Below are 23317 nucleotides of genomic sequence, written 5' to 3' on the forward strand. Positions count from 1 at the left end.
ATGGCCCCGCCCCTTCTCAATCTCGACGGGATAAAACTGACCTTTGGCGGCGCACCGCTGCTCGACGGCGCCGCCTTGACCGCTTCGGCTGGTGACAAGATCGCGCTGGTCGGCCGCAACGGGTCCGGCAAATCGACGCTGCTCAAGATCGCCGCCGGCCTGATCGAGCCGCAGGATGGCGAGGTGTTCCGCCAGCCCTCGGCAACCGTCCGCTATCTGCCGCAGATGCCCGACATGGAAGGTTTCGCCACCGTGCGCGCCTATGTCGAGGCGGGGCTTGGGCCAGCCGACGATCCTTACCGCGCCTCCTATCTGATGGAGCATCTTGGTCTCACCGGCGAGGAACGGCCGAGCGATCTCTCAGGCGGCGAGGCCAGGCGCGCAGCCCTGGCCCGTGTCATGGCGCCGGAGCCTGATATTCTGTTGCTTGACGAGCCGACCAACCATCTTGACCTGTCGGTCATCGAATGGCTGGAAGAAGAGCTCGTGCGCACCTCCTCGGCGCTCATCGTCATCTCGCACGACCGCCGTTTTCTCGAGCGCGTGTCGCGCGCCACTGTCTGGCTCGACCGTGGCCAGACCCGCAGGCTGGACAAGGGCTTTGGCCATTTCGAGGAATGGCGCGACCAGGTGCTGGAAGAGGAAGAGCGCGAGCAGCACAAGCTTGGCCGCCAGATCGTGCGCGAGGAGCACTGGCTGCGCTATGGCGTGACCGCACGGCGCAAGCGCAACATGCGCCGCTTGGGCGAGCTGCAGACCATGCGTCAGCGTTTTCGCGGCCATCGCGGCGCCGAAGGTACCGCGACCATGGTGGCGAGCGACGCCGCCGAATCCGGCAAGCTGGTGATCGAAGCGAAGAACATCGAGAAGAGCTTTGGCGACCTCACCGTGGTCAAGGGCTTCTCGACCCGCATCCAGCGCGGCGACCGCATCGGCCTCGTCGGACCGAATGGCGCCGGCAAGACGACGCTTTTGAAGATGCTGACCGGCGAATTGGCGCCGGATGCCGGCTCGGTGCGGCTCGGCACCAATCTGGAAATCGCCACGCTCGACCAGAAGCGCGAGGCGGTCGATCCGCAGGAGACGCTGGCGCAGTACCTCACCGACGGGCGTGGCGAGAATCTGGTCATCAATGGCGAGCAGCGTCATGTCGTCTCCTACATGAAGGATTTTCTGTTCAAGCCGGAGCAGGCCCGCACACCGGTGCGCGAACTGTCCGGCGGCGAGCGGGCGCGGCTGATCCTGGCGCGCGTGCTGGCGCGGCCGGCGAACCTCCTGGTGCTCGACGAGCCGACCAACGATCTCGACATGGAGACACTGGAACTGCTGCAGGAACTGGTCGCCGGCTTCGCCGGCACCGTCATCCTGGTCAGCCACGACCGCGATTTTCTCGACCGCACCGTGACCAGCATCATCGCGCCGGACGGCGGCGGCCGCTGGATCGAATATGCCGGCGGCTATTCCGACATGCTGGCGCAGCGCGGCGGCACCCGGCTCGACGACCGCAAGGCGCGCGCCAGGGCTGAAGCCGCCGATGCGCCGGCGACGGACAGGAGCGAACCGGCAGCCCCGAAAGGGCCGGCGAAGAAACTGTCGTTCAAGCAGAAATTCGCTCTGGAATCGCTGCCCAAGAAAATCGAGGCGGTGACCGCTTCGATCTCGCGGCTGGAGAACAACATCGCCGACCCGGCCTATTACGAGCGCGACCCGGCCTCCTTCCAGAAGACCATCGCCGCCCTCGACAAGGAACGCGCAACGCTGGCCGCGCTCGAGGAAGAGTGGCTGGAACTGGAGATGCTGCGCGAGGAGATGGAGGGGTGAACGATTGTATGCGGCCTTTTGTGCGCGCATATTGTGCGCATAAAGAAAGACGTCTCCATGCTTCAATCGGCACCAAAACCTCAGAGGACGTCCGTCAACACGTCCATTGACTCTCAATTGATCAAAGACGCCAAGGCGTTGGGCGTCGACATCTCCCGCGCTGCCGAGGCAGGTATCGCGAAAGCGATAGCGGCGGAAAAATCGCGCTGATGGCAGGAAGAAAACAAGGAAGCCATCGAAAGCTCCAATGAATATGTCAGCCGCAACGGACTGCCATTGGCCAAACACCGGCCGTTCTGACGGCGCGTTACGACTTTTATCGGAATGCCGAGGGCGATGGTTATCTGCTGGATGTGCAGTCAGACCTTCTTGAAAGGCTGAGCACGAGGGTCATCATTCCCTTGATGCCGCCAGAGACAGCGCCGGTTCCCGGCCGCCGACTGAACCCGACCTTCGCTATAAACGGCAAAGATCATGTAATGGTCACACAGTTTTTGTCAGCCTTCAGTGCCTCTGAATTGCAGAGCCCGGAAGGAAACCTTTGCAACCATCATGGCGACATCGCCGCCGCGCTCGACATGCTGTTCCAGGGTTTCTGAGTGAGGGCGACCGTTGCGCCGCCTTCTCAGCCCGCCGTCTTCGCCTGCCAGGCCTTGATCGCCTCGTCGAACACCTTCTCGCCGGGAATGCCTTTTTCCATGGTCAGCAGCGCCCGGCGCCCGGTCTTGTAGACGACCGGCACGTCGATCCAGTCCTGGCCGCGCAGCAAGGTCATGTTGGCATCCTCGTCGGCCTTGGTGTCGTTGAGCGCGACGAGGAAGAAGCCGTCGGCGATCTTGGCGGGTATACCGATCAGCGGGCTGCCGGCATCCTGCTCGGAGCTCTTCATCGCCACGCGCAATATGTTGTCGACGCCGCCGCCCTCGAAACCGTCGGGCGTCAGGAAGATCATCTCGATGATATGGCTGGCTGGCAGCGTCTGGTCGGTGTTGCGGCGGATGGTCATGCGCAGCTGGATATCCTTGCCGGGTATGGTCGCCTCGGCGCGGATCGCCGGCTCGGGCGGCAGGTCGCCACCGGGCGATTCCTGCACCAGCGACCAGACGATGCTGCCGGGCTCGGCCGAACCCTGCGCGGTGCTGGTGCGCTCCTCATAGAAGATCGCCTTCTGGCCGACCGGCACCGAGGTCTGCGTCGCTGGGGCAGCCGCCGGTGCCGCGGGCGTGGCGCCCGCCGGGGCGGGCGGTGGCGTGGCGGCGGCATTGGCCGGCGCGGCTGGTGCGGCGCTGTCGGCAGGCGGGGTCGCGGGGGGCGCGGTGCCAGCCGCGGGTGCGGGTGCGGTCGCGGCAGGCGCCGCCGCGGCTGGCGCGGGCGCGGCTGCGGCCGGGGGCGGATTGGCCGGGGCATTCGTCGCCGATGGCGGTGTCGTCAGCGCTGCGACGGATTCACCCTCGCCTATGCCGGTTTGGCCAGCGGCCGGGCCGGGGTCGGTTTCGCCGCCTTCGGGCGTCAGCCGCTGCGTGAATTTCGTCCCCTCGGCACCTGCCGCGGGCGCTGGCGCCGCCGGGGCGTCGGTCGCCGGCTTGGCCGGCGCCGGTTTCACGGGTTCGGTCTTGGCGACGACCTTGCTGCCGTCGAGGCCCAGCATCTTGCTGAAGGCGTCCTTGTTGAGCCAGATGCCATAGCCGCCGCCGGCAACGACCAGCACGGCCACGACGGCGGCGATCAGTCCGCCATAGCTGCGTTTGCGCTCGGCAGGGCGCAGGCGGAAAGTATCGGCTGCCGCCGGTTCCTCATCGTCCGGGAAGACGTCGGCGCGATCATCGTCCTGGTCCGCATCCATGCCCGGCAAGGCAGGATCGGCGAGATCGGGGGCCACCGGTTGCACCGGCATGGGTTTCTGCCAGCCTGGCTCGGCCTTGGCCACGGGCGAAGGCGCGGACTGGTAAGGTTCCGGCGTAGCGGCAGGCGGCGGCGCGGGACGGTAAGGCTCGGCCTTGGCGGCTGGCGGTGCCGGCCACGCCGGCTCCGCCTTCACCGGCTGGCGCGTGTGGCTCGGCTGGTTCTTGTTGCGGTCGATCGAGGAAAAGATGTGCTCCAGCTCCGCGAGCGGGTCCGTTTCCGGCACGCTCTTGGCGTACTCGCGCTCGACGCTCGTAATGGCGTTTTCCAGTGAGCGCTTTTGCGCGCTTATGGCTTCGGTGGCCAGCGGCGGCGAATATTCCGCGAGCTTCTTGGCCAGCATGGAACGAACGCTGTCATAGATGCGCGTACGCTTTTCAGGCGTCTCGTCACCGTGTTTGTCGAGCGCCTTTTTCAGAACAGCAACAAAATCTGCCATGCTTCAGTCGACCTGTATTTTGCTTCCGCGCCGGCCCCCGCAAATCAGCCGTGATGCCCGGAAAGGCTTCAGAAACTAGTCTTGAAACGGATCGGTCACAAGTATCGTATCGTCCCGTTCCGGGCTGGTGGAGAGGAGGGCCACCGGCGCGCCGATCAACTCCTCTATGTATCGGACATATTTGACGGCCTGGGCCGGAAGGTCGTTCCAGCTGCGCGCGCCGGCAGTGGTGCCTTTCCACCCTTCCAGCGCCTCATAGACCGGTTCGACACGGGCCTGCGCGCCCTGGCTCGCAGGCAGGTAATCGATCATCTCGCCGTCGAGGCGATAGCCGGTGCAGACCTTGATCTCGTCCAGCCCGTCGAGCACGTCGAGCTTGGTCAACGCGATGCCCTTGATGCCGTTGACGGCGACAGCCTGGCGCACCAGCACCGCGTCGAACCAGCCGCAGCGGCGCTTGCGTCCGGTGACGACGCCGAATTCATGGCCGCGCGTGCCGAGGAATTCGCCGATCTCGTTCTTCTGTTCGGTCGGGAACGGACCTTCGCCGACGCGCGTCGTGTAGGCCTTGGTGATGCCAAGGACATAACCGATGGCGCCTGGACCGACGCCCGAGCCGGCGGCGGCCTGGCCGGCCACCGTGTTGGACGAGGTGACGAACGGATAGGTGCCGTGGTCGATGTCGAGCAGCGTGCCTTGCGCGCCTTCGAACAGGATGCGCTCGCCGGCGCGGCGCTTGTCGTCGAGGATCTTCCAGACACGGTCCATGTAGGGCAGGATCTCGTCGGCAACCGAGGTCAATTCGGCCATGATCGCGTCATGCGTGACTTCGCCATGGCCAAGCCCGCGGCGCAGCGCATTATGATGCGTCAGCAGCCTGTCGACCTTCAGGGGCAGCGTTTCCAAATCCGCCAGATCCATCACCCGCACCGCGCGCCGACCCACCTTGTCCTCATAGGCCGGACCAATGCCCCGGCGGGTCGTGCCAATCTTCGTTCCGGAATTTGACGCGGCGTCCTCGCGGAATCCGTCCAGCTCCCGGTGCAGCGAAAGGATAAGCGCTGTGTTTTCGGCTATTTTCAGGCGATCCGGCGTCACTTCGACGCCCTGCGCCTTGAGCTTTGACACTTCGGCCACGAAAGCATGCGGGTCGAAGACCACGCCATTGCCTATGATGGACAGCTTGCCCTGCCGCACGACGCCGGACGGCAACAGCGACAGCTTGTAGACCTTGCCGTCAACGACCAGCGTGTGGCCGGCATTGTGGCCACCCTGGAAACGCACCACGACATCGGCGCGCTCCGACAGCCAGTCGACGATCTTGCCCTTGCCTTCGTCGCCCCACTGCGAGCCGACGACCACCACATTGGCCATGTTTCTTTTCCCTTGAGACGCCGCCGAGCGGCTTGGATATGGTTCGAAACGACAGGCCTCTATAGCGTCAAGACCTCGCGAGCGCGACCTTTCTTTGCCGCCGAAAATGCCCTGAGGCACAACAATTTTCGGCTTTGACATCATTTACTTGGGCTGAGAGGGGCAATAGGCCGGCAAACACCGCAACGCATCCGTCGCGGCCGGAATCCTGCGATGCATCGAAGCGCCTACTTATTCCTGCTGCTCACCACCTTGCTGTGGGGTGGCAATTCGGTGGCCGGCAAGCTGGCGGTCGATCACGTCTCGCCGATGATGCTGGTTTTCCTGCGCTGGCTGCTGGCGGTGGCGATCCTGCTGCCGCTCGGCTGGCGCACGATCCAGGAGGACTGGCCGGTGGTGCGCCGGCACTGGCTCGTTCTGGCGGCACTCGGCGCCAGCGGCTTCACGCTGTTCAACGTGATCTTCTACACGGCACTCAACTACACGACGGCGATCAACGTCTCGATCGAACAGGCGGCGATGCCGATCCTGATCATGACGGCCAATTTCGTCTTCTTCCGGCTGCGCGTGAACTTGGCGCAGATCGCCGGCGTCGTGCTGACCATCGCCGGCGTGATCCTGACCGCTTGCCACGGCGATCCGCGCCGGCTGCTGACGCTGGAGCTCAATTTCGGCGACGCCATCATGCTGGTGGCGGTCGTCCTCTACAGCGGCTATTCGGTCGGGCTGCGGCTGAAGCCGGCGCTGCGCTGGCAGAGCCTGATGCTGGCCATGTCGATCGCCGCGCTCATCACCTCGCTGCCCTTCCTGCTGTGGGAGGTCGCCGCCGGCAAGGCCATCGCGCCCGACGCACGCGGCTGGACGGTCATCGTCTACACCGCCATCGGCGCCTCGGTCGTCTCGCAGATAACCTACATCAGGGGCAACGAGCTGATCGGCGCCAACCGCGCCGGCCTGTTCATCAACCTGGTGCCGATCTTCGGCACGCTGCTTTCGGTGCTGATCGTCGGCGAGACGTTCCAGCTCTATCAGGCCTTGGCGCTTGTGCTCGTGCTGGGCGGCATCGGGCTTGCCGAACATAGCGGGCGCAAGAGCGCGATGACCCGGCAGGCCAGGGCGCGCTGAGCAGCAGGAAGGCGCGACAGACGCCGCGCCTTCTGATCTTGGCGAAAAGCCGGGGGTCAGATCCCGCCGACGTCGAACTGCAGCCGCTTGGCCGAATCGATCGACTTGTGCGCCCGCACCTGCTCCAGCACCTTTTCCGGGAACGGCGCGTCGAGATAGAGCAGCGCTATGGCGTCGCCGCCCGGCCGGTTGCGGCCAAGCTGGAAGTTGGCGATGTTGACACCATTCTCGCCGCACACCGTGCCGAGCAGGCCGATGATGCCGGGGGCATCGGCATTGGTGGTATAGAGCATGTGCTGGCCGACCTCGGCGTCAAGGTTGATGCCCTTGATCTGGATGAAGCGTGGCTTGCCGTCCGAGAAGCAGGTGCCGGCGATCGAGCGCGTCCTGTGCTCGGTCTTGACCGTCAGCTTGATGTAGCCGTCGAACACGCCCGACTTGTCGCGCTTGACCTCGGCGACGATGATGCCGCGCTCCTTCACCATGATCGGCGCCGAAACCATGTTGACGTCGGAGACCTGCGGCCGGATCAGCCCGGCCAGCGTCGCGCTGATCAGCGCGCGCGTGTTCATCGTCGCGGTCGAGCCGTCGAACAGGATCTCGACCTCCGTGATCGGATCCTCGGTGACCTGGCCGACAAAGGCGCCGAGCACTTCGGCGAGCTTGACGAAGGGCTTGAGCCGCGGCGCTTCTTCCGCCGTGATCGACGGCATGTTGATGGCGTTGGAGACCGCGCCCTTGATCAGATAGTCCGACATCTGCTCGGCGACCTGCAGCGCGACATTCTCCTGCGCTTCCGCCGTCGAGGCGCCGAGATGCGGCGTCGCCACCACGTTTTCCATGCCGAACAGGGCGTTCTGCTCGGCCGGCTCCACCTCGAACACGTCGATGCCGACGCCCGCCACCTTGCCGCTCTTCAACGCCGCGATCAGATCGGCCTCGACGATCAGCCCACCGCGCGCGCAATTGATGATGCGCACGCCGTTCTTCATCTTGGCGATTGCCCCGGCGTCGATGATGTTGCGCGTCTTGTCGGTCAGTGGCGTGTGCAGCGTGATGAAGTCCGCGCGCGCGAACAGCTCATCGAGCTCGACCTTGTCGACGCCGAGCTCCTCGGCGCGCTTGTCCGACAGGAACGGGTCGAAGGCGATGACATGCATCTTCAGGCCGACGCCGCGTGTGGCGACGATCGAGCCGATATTGCCGCAGCCGATGACACCCAGCGTCTTGCCGGTGATCTCGACACCCATGAAGCGGTTCTTCTCCCACTTGCCGGCATGGGTCGAGGCGTTGGCTTCCGGGATCTGGCGCGCCAGCGCAAAGATCATCGCCACGGCATGCTCGGCTGTCGTGATCGAATTGCCGAAGGGCGTGTTCATCACGATGATACCCTTGCGGCTCGCCGCCGGGATATCGACATTGTCGACGCCGATGCCGGCGCGGCCGATCACCTTGAGCCTGGTGGCGGCGTTGATCAGCTTTTCGGTGACCTTGGTTGCCGAGCGGATGGCGAGGCCGTCATACTGGCCGATCACTTCGAGCAGCTTTTCCTTGTCCTTGCCGAGGTCTGGCAGATAGTCGACCTCGACGCCGCGATCCTTGAAGATCTGCACGGCGGTGGGAGAGAGTTTGTCAGAGACGAGAACGCGGGGCGCCATTGCGGCCTCCTTGAAATGGGATTGATCCGGGAACGGGCGGCCCGCGGGCCGCCACGGAAAGTCTCAGGCCGCCGCTTTCAGCGACGCCTTCTGCGCGGCGAAGGCCCAGTCGAGCCAGGGCAGCAGCGCCTCGAGATCCGATGTCTCGACCGTCGCACCGCACCAGATACGCAGGCCGGGAGGCGCGTCGCGATAGGAGCCGATGTCGTAGGCGACACCTTCCTTGTCGAGCGCCGAGACCAGGCCCTTGGCGAAAGCCGCCTGACCGTCGGCGTCGAGCGCCGCCACATCGGCATCGGTGAAGGACAAGCAGACCGAGGTGTTCGACCGCGTCGCCGGCTGGACGGCGAGATGGCCGAGCCAGGAGGACTTGTCGACAAATCCGTCGAGCACGGCAGCATTGGCATCCGCCCTGGCGACCAGTGCATCGAGGCCGCCGATCGACTTCGCCCAGTGCAGCGCGTCGAGATAGTCCTCGACACACAGCATCGACGGCGTGTTGATGGTCTCGCCCTTGAAAATGCCCTCGATCAGCTTGCCGCCGGAGGTCAGGCGGAAGATTTTCGGCAGCGGCCATGAAGGCTTGTAGTTCTCCAGCCGCGCGACGGCGCGGGGCGACAGGATCAGCATGCCATGCGCGCCCTCGCCGCCCAGCACTTTCTGCCAGGAGAAAGTGACGACATCGAGCTTTTCGAAATCGAGCCTTTGCGCGAAAGCCGCCGAAGTGGCGTCGCAGATGGTCAGGCCCTTGCGATCCGCCGGGATGAAGTCACCATTCGGCACGCGCACGCCCGACGTGGTGCCGTTCCAGGTGAAGACAACGTCGCGGTCGAAATCGATCTTGGCCAGATCCGGCAACTCGCCATAGCCGGCCTCGAGCTTGCGCACGTCGGGCAGCTTCAGCTGCTTGACCACGTCGGTGACCCAGCCGGAGCCGAAGCTTTCCCAGGCGACCATGTCGACGCCGCGCTCGCCGAGCAGCGACCACAGCGCCATCTCGACGGCGCCTGTGTCCGACGCCGGCACGATGCCGATGCGGTAGTCGGCCGGAACCCGGAGGATTTCGCGCGTCAGCTCGATCGCCTGTTCGAGCTTGGTCTTGCCGATCTTGGCGCGGTGGGAACGGCCGAGCGCGGCATTCTTGAGCGCCTCGACCGACCAGCCGGGGCGTTTTGCGCAAGGACCTGAGGAGAAATTGGGGTTTGCCGGACGGAGTCCGGGTTTCGTATGCGTCGTCATCGTGGTCTATCCTTCCAGATAGTGGCCCCTCGTTGGGGAGGGGTGGCCCACGGACGGCGATATGCGTTCAGGCCTCGGGCGTCAAGAGGAAAGTTTTTGTCGCTGCCGGGATACCGGCGATCCGTGATCAGGATCGCGTGATCTCAAACGCGAACGGCGGACCGCTGGGATCCGCCGCTAAAGTCTCGCCCGGTCCCTGGCCTACCAGAGATCGTAGCGCAGTCCGAGCTTGATCTGGTGATTGCTGATTCCCTTGTGGACGGGGAAGGAGGTCAGACTTGCGGCCGTGACATATTCGGCATCCGGGGCGGAGAAATACTGATAGCCGAGGTCGACCGAAACGTTCTTCGACACCTGGTAGGCAAGGCCGGCATTCAGCGTATAGGCCAAGGAGTACTTCGTCTTGTCGTCGGTCTGCTCGAAATCGTCGGTGGGATCGAAATTGTTGGTGAAATAGCTGGCCGAGAGCTTGCGCGTGCTCTGTACGATTCCGACGCCGCCGCCCAGATAAGGGGTGATCCCGACATAAGTGCCAAGGTCGACATAGCCGTTGAGCATGAGCGAGTAGGCGTAATTCTTCAGGTCAGCCGACGCTTGGGTATACGCGATCGTGGATCCCGAATCATCATAGCCAACGCCGATCTTGTTGCCGGGCAGATAGCCGAGATTGAGATCGGCGCGCAGATAGTCGTTGAAGTGGTAGCCAAAGCCGATGCTGGCAAAGATCGGATCTTCTTTTTCGTCGAAGCTCGCCGGCGTGAAGGCGAAATCATCGTTCTTGAAGCTCTTCTGCACCAGATAGGAGACGTCGCCTCGCAGATACCAGCCGGAGCCGACCTCGACCGGCACATAGTCGGGCGCCTGATCGGTATAGATCGGCGGATCGTAGTCGGCAGCGATTGCCGGCGTCAGCGGCAAGAGACCGAGTCCGGCAAGCGCCAGCACAGTACGCGATGTGAGTGTCATAGTCCCCGACTCCCGGATTTGACGACACCTGCGATCAACACGGCAGCCATCGTTTCAGGGAGCATTGTTAACCATAGTGGTTAAGTCACGGTTAAGGCTAATAGAGCGTTAGCGAATTCATCTCAGCTAATACATAGCGCCTAAATTGCCCTCCCTGTCAGGGCGCTTCATTGGCGACAGATCAAGCGAAAACCGCCCGGTCAAGCCGGGCGGTTCGTGTATATTGGAAGCTGTAGATTTCTTACTTGGTGTAGACCGGCTCAGGTTCGGGCTGGTAGGCCACCACCGGTGCCGCGCACCCATTGTTGCCACCGAACTGATAGCGCAGGCCGCCGCGCACCTCGTGGGTGTTGAAGCCGCGGTCGAAACCCGGGCCGGTGCTGCTCGCATCCCATTCGAACATGCGGCCGCCCTGAATATGGGAGAAACGATAGCCCGCATCGAGGATGATCTTGTCGGTCAAGCAGTAGGAGGCACCGGCCATCAGGGCATAAGCGAAGCGCCAGTTGGATGCTCCGGGGTTGGTCTCGGTGGTGTTCGGGTCGTAGACGGTATCCCACTTGACGTGCGCGCCGCCGATACCGGCGCCGACATAAGGCGTGATGCCGTGCCAGGTGCCGATATCGACATAGGCATTGGCCAGCAGCAGCAGGGCGCTCATCTTCGACACTTCGGTCGACGTCGAGACGAGATCCGAGGTGCCGCCGTTGAAGTTCGACTTGAACCAGTAGTCGGCGGTCACGTCCGTACGCAGGTAATCGTTGATCTTGTAGCCGACACCGCCGCCGAGCGAGAAGCCGCCCTTGAGCTTGCCGTAGTCGAAACTCTTGCCGCCCGGTATGACCGTACAATTACAGGGATCGATGCCGTAGGTCATGTAGTCGATGCCGCGCACATCGGACTTGTGATAGTCGATGTCGCCGCGGATATACCAGCCGCCGACGTCGACCGGCTGTTCGTAGACCGGCGGCGGTGCCTCTTCTACCTGCGGCTCAGGCAGGTCGGCCGCGAACACCGGCCAGGCCAGGCCCGCGAACAGCAACGCGAACAGGGCCTTTCTTGCTGTATTGAACATGCTTGTCACCCCTAGGAACCCTCGGAACGCGATCGCGTCCGAACGAGATTGGCTTTCAGGCGTGGATAATGAATTGGAAAAGTTAAAAGGCGTTTAACCCTGTCGGTTAACCACGAATCTCTAAAATTCGAGGAATCCGGGCATGATTTCGATAGTAAGGGGGTCGCTCTCCGGCCAATAAAAAAGCCCGCCGAAATGGCGGGCCTGATATGCAACCGGAGCAGTGACGTGACCCCCAGAGCAATTCCGTGAACCGGTGAAACACGCTGAGGGCGCCCTGGAGATCAGGCTGCGCTGCGGGTCTCCGAAATGACCTCGACAATGTCGTTGACGACGGCCTCGACCAGTTGCGGATCGTCGCCTTCGGCCATGACACGGATCAGCGGCTCGGTGCCGGACGGACGGATGACCAGACGCCCGGCCTTGCCGAGACGGTTGCGCGCATCCTCGATCGCGGCCTTGACCGGAGCTTCCTCGAGCGGCTTGCCGCCGGCGATACGGACATTCTTCAAGAGTTGCGGCACCGGCTCGAATTTCTTCGACAGTTCGCTGACCGGGCGTCCCTGGCGCTTGATGCAGGCCAGCACCTGCAGCGCCGACACTAGGCCGTCGCCGGTGGTCGAGAAATCCGACAGCACGATGTGACCGGACTGTTCGCCGCCGACATTGAGCCCATGCGCGCGCATATGCTCCACGACATAGCGGTCGCCGACCTTGGTGCGGTGCAATTGCAGTTTCATGTCGCCGAGGAAGCGTTCGAGGCCGAGATTGGACATGACCGTCGATACCACGCCGCCGCCGGCAAGCCGTCCGCTCTGGTGCCAGGACTCGGCGATCATCGCCATGATCTGGTCGCCGTCGACGATAGCGCCATTCTCGTCGACGATGACGACGCGGTCTGCATCGCCATCGAGCGCGATGCCGATATCGGCGCGCACTTCATGCACCTTCTTCTGCAGGCCGGCCGGATGCGTCGAGCCGCATTCCTTGTTGATGTTGAAGCCGTTGGGTTCGACATTGATGGCCACGACCTCGGCGCCGAGCTCCCACAGCGCCTCGGGCGCCACCTTGTAGGCCGCGCCATTGGCGCAATCGACGACGATCCTGAGGCCCGAAAGCGACATTGAGCGCGGCAATGTACGCTTGGCGAACTCGATATAGCGGTCATGCACGCCATCGACACGCTTGGCGCGGCCGAGCCCGTCGGAATCGGCGAGTGTCAGTTCGATATCCTTGTCGAGCATGCTCTCGATGCGCTCTTCGATCTCGTCCGAAAGCTTGTAGCCATCCGGACCGAACAGCTTGATGCCGTTGTCGTAATAGGGATTGTGCGAGGCCGAGATCATGACGCCAATATCGGCGCGCAGGGAACGCACCAGCATGGCGACGGCCGGGGTCGGGATCGGACCGAGCAGGAACACGTCCATGCCGGCGGCGCAGAGACCCGCCACCATCGCATTCTCGATCATGTAGCCGGAAAGCCTGGTGTCCTTGCCCAGAACGACGCGATGGCGGTGGCTGCCGCGCTGGAACGAAAGGCCAGCGGCCATCCCGACCCGCATGGCGATCTCCGCGGTCATCGGAAATTTGTTGGCGCGCCCGCGAATGCCGTCCGTGCCGAAGTAATTCCCTGCCATGCGAGTTCAATTCCCTGAAGGTTCTTTGCCGGCGCTTTAATGCCATAATTGACCGGCGAGCCATGATCACATTGTGTGATTATATGTTACCAATCCTTAGAAAATCATTGTTGTGCGCTGCACACAACAAGGCAGCGGCCCAACATGATGGCACCGCGGCGCTGCAATATACCAGTTCTGCGAGCTATATGCCGCAGCTGCACGCGGAAAATCTTGTTTTTGACCCGGTAAGGCACAATGATTTCATCACCTTATCGGGAGGAGCAAGCTTTGGGCGATATATACGCCACTTAGCATCTGGCGCAACCGACCGTTGAGCGTTATTGATTCGCAGGGACGTATAATGGGCTGCTGCAATGGAGAAACGCTATGCTCATCCACCGACTTGCCACTTTGACCGGCCTCGCCGTAGTGACGTTGTTCCTGGCCGCGCCAGCCAACGCACTGACGATGGCCGAGTGCAGCACGAAGTATAACGCCGCCAAGGATGCGGGGACACTGGCCGGCCAGACCTGGAACCAGTTCCGCAAGGCGCAATGCGGCACCGATGCCGCCGCCACCACGGACACCAAGCCGGCCGATACCAAGAAGGCCGCCGAAACCAAGCCGGCCAAGGCAGCCAAGGCAGCGGCCGCCGACGCGGGCGCCGCGAAGGGGCTGACGGCCAAGGAATGCAGCGCCAAGTACCAGGCGGCGAAGGCCGCCGGCACGCTGAACGGCATGAAGTGGAACGACTTCCGCAAGACCGAATGCGCCGGCGGCGCATCCGCCGCCGCTGACACCACCAAGCCGGCAACCACCAAGGCAGCCGCGGCTCCCGCCGGCGGCAAGGGCCTCACCATGGCCGAGTGCAGCACCAAGTACCAGGCTGCCAAGACGGCGAACACCCTGAAGGGCATGAAGTGGAACGACTTCCGCAAGGCCGAATGCGGCGCCAGCGCCTCGGATGACGACACCGTGCCTGCGCCGAGTGAAGCAAATTACACCAAGGAGCCGGCGAAGCCGACGACGGTTGCGCCCAAGGGCGTCACCTTCCCGTCCGCGATCTCGCCGAAATATGCCAGCGAGACCCCCGGAAAGGGTCGCATGCACACCTGCCTCGACCAGTACTATGCCCTCAAGGACGCCAATGCGCTTGGCGGCCTGAAGTGGATCCAGAAGGGCGGCGGCTTCTACAGCCTGTGCAATGCCAAGCTGAAGGGCTAAGCTACGCATTCCCCCGGATCGATGAGGCATGAGCCGGTTGAGATCGAATTGAGTTAGACGGAAAGTCTGGCAAGGACAGGCAAAGGCCCGCGATGCATCTGCTTCGCGGGCCTTTTGTTGCTCGCGACGACGCCCGCGGCCTTGCTCGCATCTATCGCGGGAGCTGTCGGCATCAATTCGCCCACACTGCCCACCGCCGGCCCTTATCGCGAGCTCCCAAAGATTCTAATTGAACATATCAGGAACAAACAGTATACAAAAGGATGTCTAACTTGTTATCAACCGGGAGGATCTTATGCCCAATTTGAAATTGGCGGTATTGGCTGTGACGGCATCGGTTGCTTGGAGCGTCGCCCCTGCAAGCGCACTGACGATGAAGGAATGCGGCGAGACCTATCGGACGGCCAAAGAAGGCGGCACTCTGAACGGCATGGACTGGGCCGCTTTCCGCAAGGAGAAATGCGCGACGCCCGCCGCGGAGAGTGTCAGCGGGGATACCGTCAAAACCGCGCCGCAGCCGAAAAAGGAATCCGACGCGGCGGTCGCCCCCACTGTAGCGCCGGCAGGCGTGACATTCCCAACCACCCTCGCCGCCGAGTTCAAGACCGAAAAGCCCGCGAAGGCGCGGATGAAGACCTGCCTGCAGGGTTACCACGGCAACAAGGACGCGGGTACGTTGAACGGCCTTCGCTGGATCCAGAAGGGCGGCGGTTATTACAGCCTGTGCAATGCGCGGCTGAAAGCTGAATCATAAAAATGGAATACGGCGGATAAAGCGGTCACGCAGACGTTGAGCTGTGATCCTCGGGCTTGTCCCGAGGATCTGCTGTCCGCCCCGGCTCAGCTTGACGGCTGTGGCTCCATGCCGCCTTCGGGCTCGGGACCCTTCTTGCGGCGGCCGCCGGACTTCGGCACGGCCGAGCCGCGGCTGGGCGGCGTGTCGTCGCCGAGATCGCGCGCGGGCTTCTCGCCGGCGATCAGCTGCTTGATCTCGTCGCCCGACAGCGTCTCGTATTCGAGCAGCCCCTGCGCCAGCGCGATCCATTCCTTCTTCTTCTTGGTCAGGATGGACTTTGCTGTCGAATAGGCCTCGTCGATCAGGCGACGCACTTCGGCGTCGATGATCTGCGCGGTCTCTTCCGAGATGTTTTGCGTGCGCGCCACCGAATGGCCGAGGAACACTTCTTCCTGGTTGTCGCCATAGGCGACATGGCCGAGCTTGTCGGAAAAGCCCCAGCGCGTGACCATGGCGCGCGCCAGCTTGGTTGCCTGCTCGATGTCGGAAGAGGCGCCCGAAGTGATGTTCTCCTTGCCGAATTTGAACTCCTCGGCAACGCGGCCGCCCATCATGATGGCAAGGCGCGAGATCATGTATTTGTAGCTCATCGAATAGCGGTCGCCTTCCGGCAACTGCATGACCATGCCGAGCGCGCGGCCACGCGGAATGATGGTGGCCTTGTGCAGCGGGTCGGCTGACGGCACGTTGAGCGCCAGTATGGCGTGGCCGGCTTCGTGATAGGCGGTCAGCTCCTTCTCGGCCTGGGTCATGGCCGATGAGCGGCGTTCGGCGCCCATCATGATCTTGTCCTTGGCGTCCTCGAACTCGGCCATGGTGACGAGGCGCTTGTTGCGCCGCGCCGCCATCAGCGCCGATTCGTTGACAAGGTTCATCAGGTCGGCGCCGGAGAAGCCCGGCGTGCCACGCGCGACAACCTTGAGATCGACATTGGGGGCCAGCGGCACGTTGCGCACATGCACCTTGAGGATCTTCTCGCGGCCGACGATATCGGGGTTCGGCACCACCACCTGGCGGTCGAAACGGCCCGGACGCAGCAGCGCCGGATCGAGCACGTCGGGACGGTTGGTGGCGGCGATCAGGATGATGCTTTCGTTGGATTCGAAGCCGTCCATCTCGACCAGCAGCTGGTTCAGCGTCTGCTCGCGCTCGTCATTGCCGCCGCCGAGGCCGGCGCCGCGGTGGCGCCCGACCGCGTCGATTTCGTCGATGAAGATGATGCAGGGCGCGTTCTTCTTGGCCTGGTCGAACATGTCACGCACACGGCTTGCACCGACGCCGACGAACATCTCGACGAAGTCCGAACCCGAAATGGTGAAGAACGGCACGTTGGCTTCGCCGGCGACCGAGCGGGCGAGCAGCGTCTTGCCGGTGCCGGGAGGGCCGACCAAAAGCACGCCGCGCGGAATCTTGCCGCCGAGACGCTGGAACTTCTGCGGATCGCGCAGGAACTCGACGATCTCTTCCAGATCTTCCTTGGCTTCGTCGACGCCGGCGACGTCCTGGAACGTGACGCGGCCATGCGCCTCCGTCAGAAGCTTGGCCTTCGACTTGCCAAAACCCATGGCGCGCCCTGATCCAGACTGCATCTGGCGCATGAAGAATATCCAGACGCCGAGGATCAGGATCATCGGCAGCCAGGAGATCAGGTAGCCGAACAGCGAATTGGAACCGTCGGTCTCGGGCCGCGCATTGATGGTGACGTTCTTGTCCTGCAGCCGCGAGACCAGCTGGGGATCGCCGGGCGAATAGGTCTGGAAGCCGGTGGAATTGTCGGTGTAGGTGCCGGTGATGCGGGCGCCCGCAATGGTCACCGTCTTGACCCGGCCGGCCGCGACATCCTGCAGGAACTGCGAATAAGGCACATCGCTCGAAGCCCCGCGCGTCTGCGGCGTCTGGAACAGATTGAAGAGAGCGATGAGCAGGACCGCTATGATCGCCCAGAGCGCGAGGTTGCGATAGTTCGGATTCATCAATTGTCCCGTTGGCGTCCGCGCACGGACGGCATCATGAGAGGAAACTTGAGCCTAACATAGGGAGAGCGTCTCCCCTTGCCAAGCAGAACAGCACGTCTGGGTTAAGCTTTCGGCCACCATCAATCGGCACTGTGGCCGCCCAATGGCGAAGCGGGAAGCGGTGATGCGCCGATCAGTTCGGCGACGGCCCGCGCCGGCGCCAGATCGAAGGACGGCAGAAAGCGCGAAAAAGGCGACACGACCGGTCGCGCCGCGAACGCCGGCGACCCCGGCCCGCCCTGCGGCGAACCAGGCTTTTCAAGGGCTTGTCGCAATGTCGGTTCCGCGGCCATTGCGGCGCGCATCAGGCTTGCCGGGGTTTCTCCATCATCGATCGCCAGCCGCCTCGCAGCTGTCACGCCCAACGGTGCGATCAACAATGCGCCGGACCTGTCGTTCAATGTGATGTGGCGGCGGCCGTCCCAGATGGTGTTGTCGACAGCGGTTGCGGCGGGCGGCAAACCCCGCGCCTCGCGGCGCAGGAAGAGACCGGTTCGCCGGAAATCGACCACCGTCCGCGACAATGTGGCGCAAAGAAATCCGGCCTTCAGCCGGCCCAACAGCGCCTCGCTGCGCGCCTGGTCCGGCAGGAAGGCACCGCCTCCGGCGGTGGCCAGCAGGATGCGCAACGCATAGATGGCCGCCCGGCCGTCGTCCGCGGTCAGCATTGCCGGATCGAGCCGGACGAGACCCGTGCACGGCTGGCTGGCGAAGCGATGGATCAGATCGGCAGCGCTGGCGCCAAGCTGCCTGCGCTCGACGGCGGCTTGGCCAGCGAGCCGCAGCGCATTCTCCATGTGGCCGGCACTTTCGCCGGCAAGTGCTGCGCGCACGCGCGGCCGCTCGAAGGCCTCGTCGATATTGGTCGGGTCATCGGCCCAGCCAACATGTTCATGCCGCAGGAAATCGCGAAGCGCCGAGCGCCGCACCCCCAGAAGCGGGCGAACGATCCACTCGCGCCAATCATAGAGGGTGGCCGGCGCCATGCCGGAAAGCCCACGGCCTGCCTTGTCGGCAAGCTCCCGGTCGCGTGCATGCCGCATCAGCACCGTCTCGGCCTGGTCGTCGGCGGTATGACCGGTGACGATCAGGCCGATGCCTTCCGCGCGCGCCGCCTCGGCCAGCAGATGATAGCGCGCTTCGCGCGCCGCCGCCGGCAGGCCGGTCGATGGCTTGCGCCCGGACCACGTCAGGGTGCGGTGGACAATGCCGCGCTCGGCGCACAACTTCGCCACGGCTTGCGCCTCGGCCGCCGAACCCTGACGCAGGCCATGGTCGATCGTCACGGCCAGCAACTTCGCTGACGATGCGGTTCGGTCGAGATGCTGTTTGAGAAGGAGAAGCAGGGCGGTCGAGTCGCTGCCGCCGGACACGGCCGCAATGGCGCCGCGGGTAAAATCGATAGGCGAAAAAAGTCTGGTCGAAAGATCAGGCTCGGTGTCGAGCATCAACGCATGTCGTCCAAAAGCGGTCGCGGTCCATCAGCACGCAGCCAGGGCCTTCTCCTGCTTGACGCGTTCCTTGAGTGCACTGGAGATGTCGGGGTAGCGCTTGCCGACTTCGCTGAAGGTGGCGCAGGCGACGTCGTGCTGCTTGAGGCCTACCAGCGACACGCCGAGTTTCAACAGCATGTCGGGCGCCTTCTTGGCCTTGGGGTAGTCCTTGCTGGCGGCGAGGAAGACTTCGGCCGCGTCGCGGTATTTCTGCTGGCCAAGCAGCGATTCACCCAGCCAGTAATGCGCGTCCGCCGCCTTCGCATCGCGCGGGAAGCGCGAGATATGATCGCGAAAACCCTGTTCGGCGGTGCTGTAGTCGCCCGACAGGATGAACTGGTAGGAATTGCGGTAGAGTTCCTCCGGGTCCTTGGTCGAGGGCAGCGCCGCGACGATCGTGCCATTGGACTTGCCGGCCTTGGCCGGAGCGCCGGTGGTCGGGGCGCCATCTTGCGCCGGCGCGGTCGACTGGGTGTTGCCGCCGGCATCGATCACATTGCCGTTCTTGTCGACGGTGATGGAACCAAAGGTCTTTTCCGGGGCTCCCGTGCCGGGGATCACCTTGCCGGGGTCGCCATCGGGCGATTCGACGATGACGTCCTCGACCGTCTTGCCGCCCGCGGACTGATTGCCGCCGGGCGCGGCGCCGGCATCGGCCGGAGCCTGGGTTGCCGGGGCCGCCGCCACGTCGGCGTTGGTGTCGGTGGTGGCATCGGATTTCTTCTGCGCCGGAGGCTGTCCGCCTTGCGCGCCGCCTTCAAGCTGCTGGAAGCGGAACTCGTTGTCTTCCTGCTGCTTGCGCATCTGTTCCTGCATCTGCAGGATCTGGAAATTGAGCTCTTCGATCTTGCCGTTCATCTGGCGCAGCTGGTCCTCGAGCCCGGTGGCGCCGGCGCCGTTCGACTGCTGCGCGAGCTGGACCTGGTCGGGTTTCTTCTTGTCGCCGAAGAGGCTCGGCAACTCGAGGCTCGGCAGATGGAAGGAAAAGCCGCTGTCGGTTGACTGCCCTGGGCCGCTTGCCCCCGGACCGCTTGCCAGGGCGGTGAAGCCTGATAGGAGCAGCGCCGCAAGCGTGCCGCTCAGAACCGATCTCAAATGCATGTGCCTCTCGCCGTGTGTCGTTTGTCTGTTCGCGCCTTCCAATCAGGATGGGACCAGCCAGGCGCCCTCGGCTCATAGCAGGACGCGAGACTTCGGCCAAATTTTGTTTCGGTCACCCGGATATGAAAAAGGCGGCCCGGAGGCCGCCTTTCGCGAAGCTGTGTTGCATTTTTGCCAGTCGGCGCGATCGCGTCTCCCGACGCGCGGCCAACTCAGGAACCGGCGCCGCTGAGCGTGGTGACGGCGCGGCGATTCTGCGACCAGCAGGAGATGTCGTCGCACACCGCGACCGGACGTTCCTTGCCGTAGGAAATGGTCTTCAGGCGGCTGGAAGCGACACCCTTGGAAACGAGGAAGTCGCGGGCGGCGGCGGCGCGGCGGGCGCCGAGCGCCAGATTGTATTCGCGCGTGCCGCGTTCGTCGGCGTGACCTTCGACGACGATGGCGTACTGCTTGTACTGGTTCAGCCACTGCGCCTGGCGGGCCAGCGTCGTCTGCGCATCGGCACGGATCGAGGACGAGTCCGTATCGAAGAAGATCCGGTCGCCAATGTTGACGGTGAAGTCCTGCGCCGAGCCGGGCGTTGCGGCGCCGGCACCGTTGAGGCCAAGATCGGCGGCGCTGTTGGGCGTCTTCTTCGAAGCGCAACCGGCGATGGCGAGCATCGCCACCAGCGCGATCATGACCGGGTTTCTGGTAAGTGCTGCGATACGGCCCATGCCGCCTCTCCTTCGCATTTCGAGTGATTTCGTTGATCACCCAGTAACCACGTTTGGGTTAACCGGCATTCAAGAAACACGGTTAAAATTTGGTTTAGGCTGCCCGTCCGCAACCTTTTGATCGGGGTCACAGTTGGCGCGGACCCTAGGCGGAAATGCGGCCAAAACGCGACGAAGGCATGGAAAAGGGGCCGAAACGGCCCCTTTTCAGCATGTGTGGCAATTCGGCCGACGCTATTCCAGCAGCGGCGACCAGGCCGGATCCGACGCGAAGTTCGCGGTCGGGATCGGCTGCTCATTGCGGCCGGTGAGATCGACAGAAACCAGCTTCGGGCCGCCATTGGAGTCGCGGAAGAACATCAGCACGCGGCCGTTTGGCGCCCAGGTCGGTCCTTCCTGCTGGAAACCGGACGACAGAATGCGCTCGCCGGAACCGTCGGTCTTCATGACGCCGATCTGGAATTCGCCGCCGGTCTGCTTGGTGAAGGCGATGAGATCGCCGCGCGGCGACCACACCGGCGTTGAATAGACGCCGTCGCCGAAGGAGATTCGGGTCTGGCCCGAGCCGTCGGCGCCCATCACATAGATCTGCGCGCGGCCGCCGCGGTCGGAAGTGAACACCACCTTGCTGCCGTCGGGCGAATAGGAGGGCGAGGTGTCGATGGCGGTCGAGTTGGTCAGCCGCGTCGTCGAGCGGCTGCGCAGGTCCATGGCGAAGATGTTGGAATTGCCGTCGTCGCGCAGCAGGCTCATGATCACCTTCTGGCCGTCGGGCGAGAAGCGCGGCGCAAACGTCATGCCGGGGAAATTGCCGACCAGTTCGCGCTGCCCGGTCTCGATCTGCAGGAGATAGACCCGCGGCTGGCCGCTCTCATAGGACATGTAGGTGATTTCCTGCCGGTTCGGCGAGAAACGCGGCGTCAGCACGATCGACCGGCCGTCCGAGAGATAGCGGACATTGGCGCCGTCCTGGTCCATGATGGCCAGGCGCTTCTTGCGCGCGTTCTTGGCGCCGGATTCGTCGATGAACACCACGCGCGTGTCGAAGTAGCCCTTCTCGCCGGTCAGCCTCTCATAGATGGCGTCCGCGATGATGTGGGCGACGCGGCGCTGGTTGGCGTCGTTGGCGAAGAACTGCTCACCCGACATCTGCTGTCCGGCGAAAGTGTCCCAAAGCCGGTACTGCGCACGGATGCGGCCATCGGCCTCCTTGCTGACGCTGCCGGTGACCAGCGCCTGCGCGTTGATCACCTTCCAGTCGTCGAAGCGGGGTGCGGCATCCGGGTTCGAGATCTTCTCGATGAAGGCGCTCTTGTCGATCGGCGCGAACAGGCCCGAGCGCTTCAGGTCGGCCGTGACGATCTGAGAGATCTGCGCGCCAAGCGCGTCGCCGCCCTGGAAATCCGTGATGGCGATCGGCAGCGGCTCGACATTGCCTTTGTTGACGTTGAGCTCGACGAGCGCCCACGCCGGCATGGGGACTACCGCCGTCATGCCCAGCGCCACGGCTGCAATCGTCAGGAGCGGCTTGAGGAAGGATCTCATATCTTCTCGCTTCTCTTCTTTTGATTGGTTGGGCGCCAGGCCTAGAGGCCGAGCATCTCCCTTGGATCGAAAGTGACCCGGATGTCGTTCCAGATGTCCTGCTTGCCGGCAGGAACCTGCAGGCCGGCCACGTCGCATTTCTGAACCGCACGAACCGCGCTTTCATCGAACTGCCGGTTGCCGCTCGACTTTTCAACGGACGGACGGCCATCGAGCTTGCCGGAATTGTCCAGGTTGAAGCGCACGACCACGACGAAATTCTCCGAGCCCTCGAGGCCGACAGGCAATGTCCAGCAACCACCCAACTGGCTTTCCAGGGCGCCCTGTTCCGACTTCGACAGCTTCTGGCCCTGGTCCTTGTCACCGCCGAGCGAGGCCTGCTGCGTCGAGCGCTTGGCGCCGCCGCCGGACGGCTTCTGCTTGTCGAGGAGCGCGGAGATCTCGTTTGCGTTGAACTGCTTGTCGTCTGATTTCGGTTTCGACGACGCTTCCTTGACCGGCTTGTCGGCATCCTTGCGTTCCGGCGCCTTGGCGCTTTCAGCCTGTGCCGGCTGCGGCTTCGGCCGCGCTTCCGGCGCGGGTGCCGAGCTCGGCAGTTGCGTCTCTTCGGTCGGCGGATCCTTGGCTATGGCCTCGGCGACGGCATCCGGCTTGACCTCGGGCGTCGGATCGATAGCGGCGGTCTTGTCCTGCGGCGGCGGGGTCGGCGCCGGCTTGGCCGGCGTCGGCTTCGGCTCGGTCTGCTTGACCGGCTCGGGCTTGACCTCTTCCTTGGGCGTCGGCGCAGGCGCCACTTCCGTCGCCGGAATGGGCTTCGGCTTTTCCTGCGGCTTCGGCACGTCCTCGGTCTTCGGCGTCTCTTTGGGAGTCGGCGCGGGCGGCGGGGCCGATGTCATGTCGACGGGCTTCGGCTTGGCCTCCGGCGTTATCGGCTTGTCGGTGTCGACGCTGTTCTCGCCGACCTTCTGCGAAGCCGGCACGATATCCGGGCGCTGGGTCGGCAGCGGCGCCGGCTTTTCATGCATCACGGCCTTCTTGTCGCCCTGCAGCGTCTGCGCGATGGCTTCCATCGGCACGATGTCGACCGCGACCGACTCGACATCGGCGGACGGAAGCGCGGCCGGCGCCGACAGCGTGAACAGGCCGAAGGCCAGCACCGCCGTGTGCAAGATCACCGATGTGGTGAGGCCGGTCTTCATCGCGCGT

The 23317-nt window shown here is 63.8% G+C and carries 18 protein-coding genes and 1 pseudogene; 6 read left to right on the top strand and 13 right to left on the bottom strand.

The genetic code is table 11. The features are described 5' to 3' along the window. The 3 genes and pseudogenes from CK227_RS37795 to CK227_RS07485 all read left to right on the top strand — a co-directional run bounded on the left by CK227_RS37795 (position 1) and on the right by CK227_RS07485 (position 2420). A complete protein-coding gene (locus CK227_RS37795) occupies positions 1-1821 on the top strand; it encodes an ABC-F family ATP-binding cassette domain-containing protein (RefSeq protein ID WP_095772069.1) in 1821 nt (606 codons plus the stop codon). A gap of 57 nt (positions 1822-1878) precedes the next feature. After that, positions 1879-2121 (top strand): annotated as a pseudogene (locus CK227_RS07480) (type II toxin-antitoxin system CcdA family antitoxin). Then, a complete protein-coding gene (locus CK227_RS07485; protein WP_095772068.1) occupies positions 2118-2420 on the top strand; it encodes a CcdB family protein in 303 nt (100 codons plus the stop codon). Before CK227_RS07480 ends, CK227_RS07485 begins: the two are co-directional and overlap by 4 nt. A gap of 26 nt (positions 2421-2446) precedes the next feature. On the opposite strand, the gene CK227_RS07490 is transcribed toward CK227_RS07485, so the two are convergent. Both CK227_RS07490 and CK227_RS07495 read right to left on the bottom strand, forming a co-directional pair. Then, positions 2447-4162, bottom strand: coding sequence for a hypothetical protein (locus tag CK227_RS07490; RefSeq protein WP_095772067.1), 1716 nt, complete (start codon positions 4160-4162; stop codon positions 2447-2449). A 75-nt stretch (positions 4163-4237) separates the two neighbouring features. Continuing rightward, positions 4238-5536, bottom strand: a complete 1299-nt coding sequence (locus CK227_RS07495; RefSeq protein ID WP_095772066.1) for an adenylosuccinate synthase — start codon at positions 5534-5536, stop codon at positions 4238-4240. Positions 5537-5749: 213 nt separating this feature from the next. Here CK227_RS07495 and CK227_RS07500 point away from each other — a divergent pair, with 213 nt between their 5' ends. Further along, the gene (locus CK227_RS07500; protein WP_095772065.1) at positions 5750-6661 is read left to right on the top strand and encodes a DMT family transporter; all 912 of its coding nucleotides are present in this window, start codon (positions 5750-5752) and stop codon (positions 6659-6661) included. 56 nt (positions 6662-6717) lie between these two features. Here the strand turns inward: CK227_RS07500 and serA are convergent, their stop codons facing one another. The 5 genes from serA to glmM form a co-directional block, all read right to left on the bottom strand. Next, positions 6718-8319, bottom strand: a complete 1602-nt coding sequence (serA, locus tag CK227_RS07505; protein ID WP_095772064.1) for a phosphoglycerate dehydrogenase — start codon at positions 8317-8319, stop codon at positions 6718-6720. A gap of 63 nt (positions 8320-8382) precedes the next feature. Then, positions 8383-9558, bottom strand: a complete 1176-nt coding sequence (locus CK227_RS07510; protein WP_095772063.1) for a phosphoserine transaminase — start codon at positions 9556-9558, stop codon at positions 8383-8385. A gap of 201 nt (positions 9559-9759) precedes the next feature. Further along, entirely contained in the window at positions 9760-10524 is a 765-nt protein-coding gene (locus CK227_RS07515) for an outer membrane protein (RefSeq protein WP_095772062.1), read from the bottom strand. A gap of 241 nt (positions 10525-10765) precedes the next feature. Then, positions 10766-11599: an outer membrane protein gene (locus CK227_RS07520; RefSeq protein ID WP_095772061.1), complete on the bottom strand. Its 834-nt coding sequence runs from the start codon at positions 11597-11599 to the stop codon at positions 10766-10768. A gap of 284 nt (positions 11600-11883) precedes the next feature. After that, positions 11884-13236, bottom strand: coding sequence for a phosphoglucosamine mutase (gene glmM, locus CK227_RS07525; RefSeq protein WP_095772060.1), 1353 nt, complete (start codon positions 13234-13236; stop codon positions 11884-11886). Between the two features lie 369 nt (positions 13237-13605). Here glmM and CK227_RS37185 point away from each other — a divergent pair, with 369 nt between their 5' ends. After that, positions 13606-14442 (top strand): hypothetical protein, encoded by an 837-nt coding sequence (locus CK227_RS37185; RefSeq protein ID WP_095772059.1) that lies wholly within the window; start codon positions 13606-13608, stop codon positions 14440-14442. A 295-nt stretch (positions 14443-14737) separates the two neighbouring features. Continuing rightward, positions 14738-15196, top strand: a complete 459-nt coding sequence (locus CK227_RS07535) for a hypothetical protein (protein WP_095772058.1) — start codon at positions 14738-14740, stop codon at positions 15194-15196. 86 nt (positions 15197-15282) lie between these two features. On the opposite strand, the gene ftsH is transcribed toward CK227_RS07535, so the two are convergent. The 6 genes from ftsH to CK227_RS07565 all read right to left on the bottom strand — a co-directional run bounded on the left by ftsH (position 15283) and on the right by CK227_RS07565 (position 23310). Next, positions 15283-17211 (bottom strand): ATP-dependent zinc metalloprotease FtsH, encoded by a 1929-nt coding sequence (gene ftsH, locus CK227_RS07540; RefSeq protein ID WP_019861731.1) that lies wholly within the window; start codon positions 17209-17211, stop codon positions 15283-15285. Between the two features lie 122 nt (positions 17212-17333). Continuing rightward, positions 17334-18701: a tRNA lysidine(34) synthetase TilS gene (gene tilS, locus CK227_RS07545; protein ID WP_095772057.1), complete on the bottom strand. Its 1368-nt coding sequence runs from the start codon at positions 18699-18701 to the stop codon at positions 17334-17336. A gap of 33 nt (positions 18702-18734) precedes the next feature. Further along, a complete protein-coding gene (gene ybgF, locus CK227_RS07550) occupies positions 18735-19847 on the bottom strand; it encodes a tol-pal system protein YbgF (RefSeq protein ID WP_095772334.1) in 1113 nt (370 codons plus the stop codon). A 212-nt stretch (positions 19848-20059) separates the two neighbouring features. Beyond that, positions 20060-20566, bottom strand: a complete 507-nt coding sequence (gene pal / locus CK227_RS07555; protein WP_013892538.1) for a peptidoglycan-associated lipoprotein Pal — start codon at positions 20564-20566, stop codon at positions 20060-20062. Between the two features lie 234 nt (positions 20567-20800). Next, on the bottom strand, positions 20801-22060 hold the full coding sequence (gene tolB / locus CK227_RS07560; protein WP_245318095.1) for a Tol-Pal system beta propeller repeat protein TolB: 1260 nt from the start codon (positions 22058-22060) through the stop codon (positions 20801-20803). A 92-nt stretch (positions 22061-22152) separates the two neighbouring features. Next, positions 22153-23310 carry a TonB family protein gene (locus tag CK227_RS07565; RefSeq protein ID WP_019861736.1) on the bottom strand — a complete coding sequence of 386 codons (1158 nt, stop codon included), beginning with the start codon at positions 23308-23310 and terminating at the stop codon, positions 22153-22155. Positions 23311-23317: the final 7 nt, after the last annotated feature.

Origin of the sequence: Mesorhizobium sp. WSM4308 (genome assembly GCF_002294905.1) — a bacterium.
Taxonomy (GTDB): Bacteria; Pseudomonadota; Alphaproteobacteria; order Rhizobiales; family Rhizobiaceae; genus Mesorhizobium.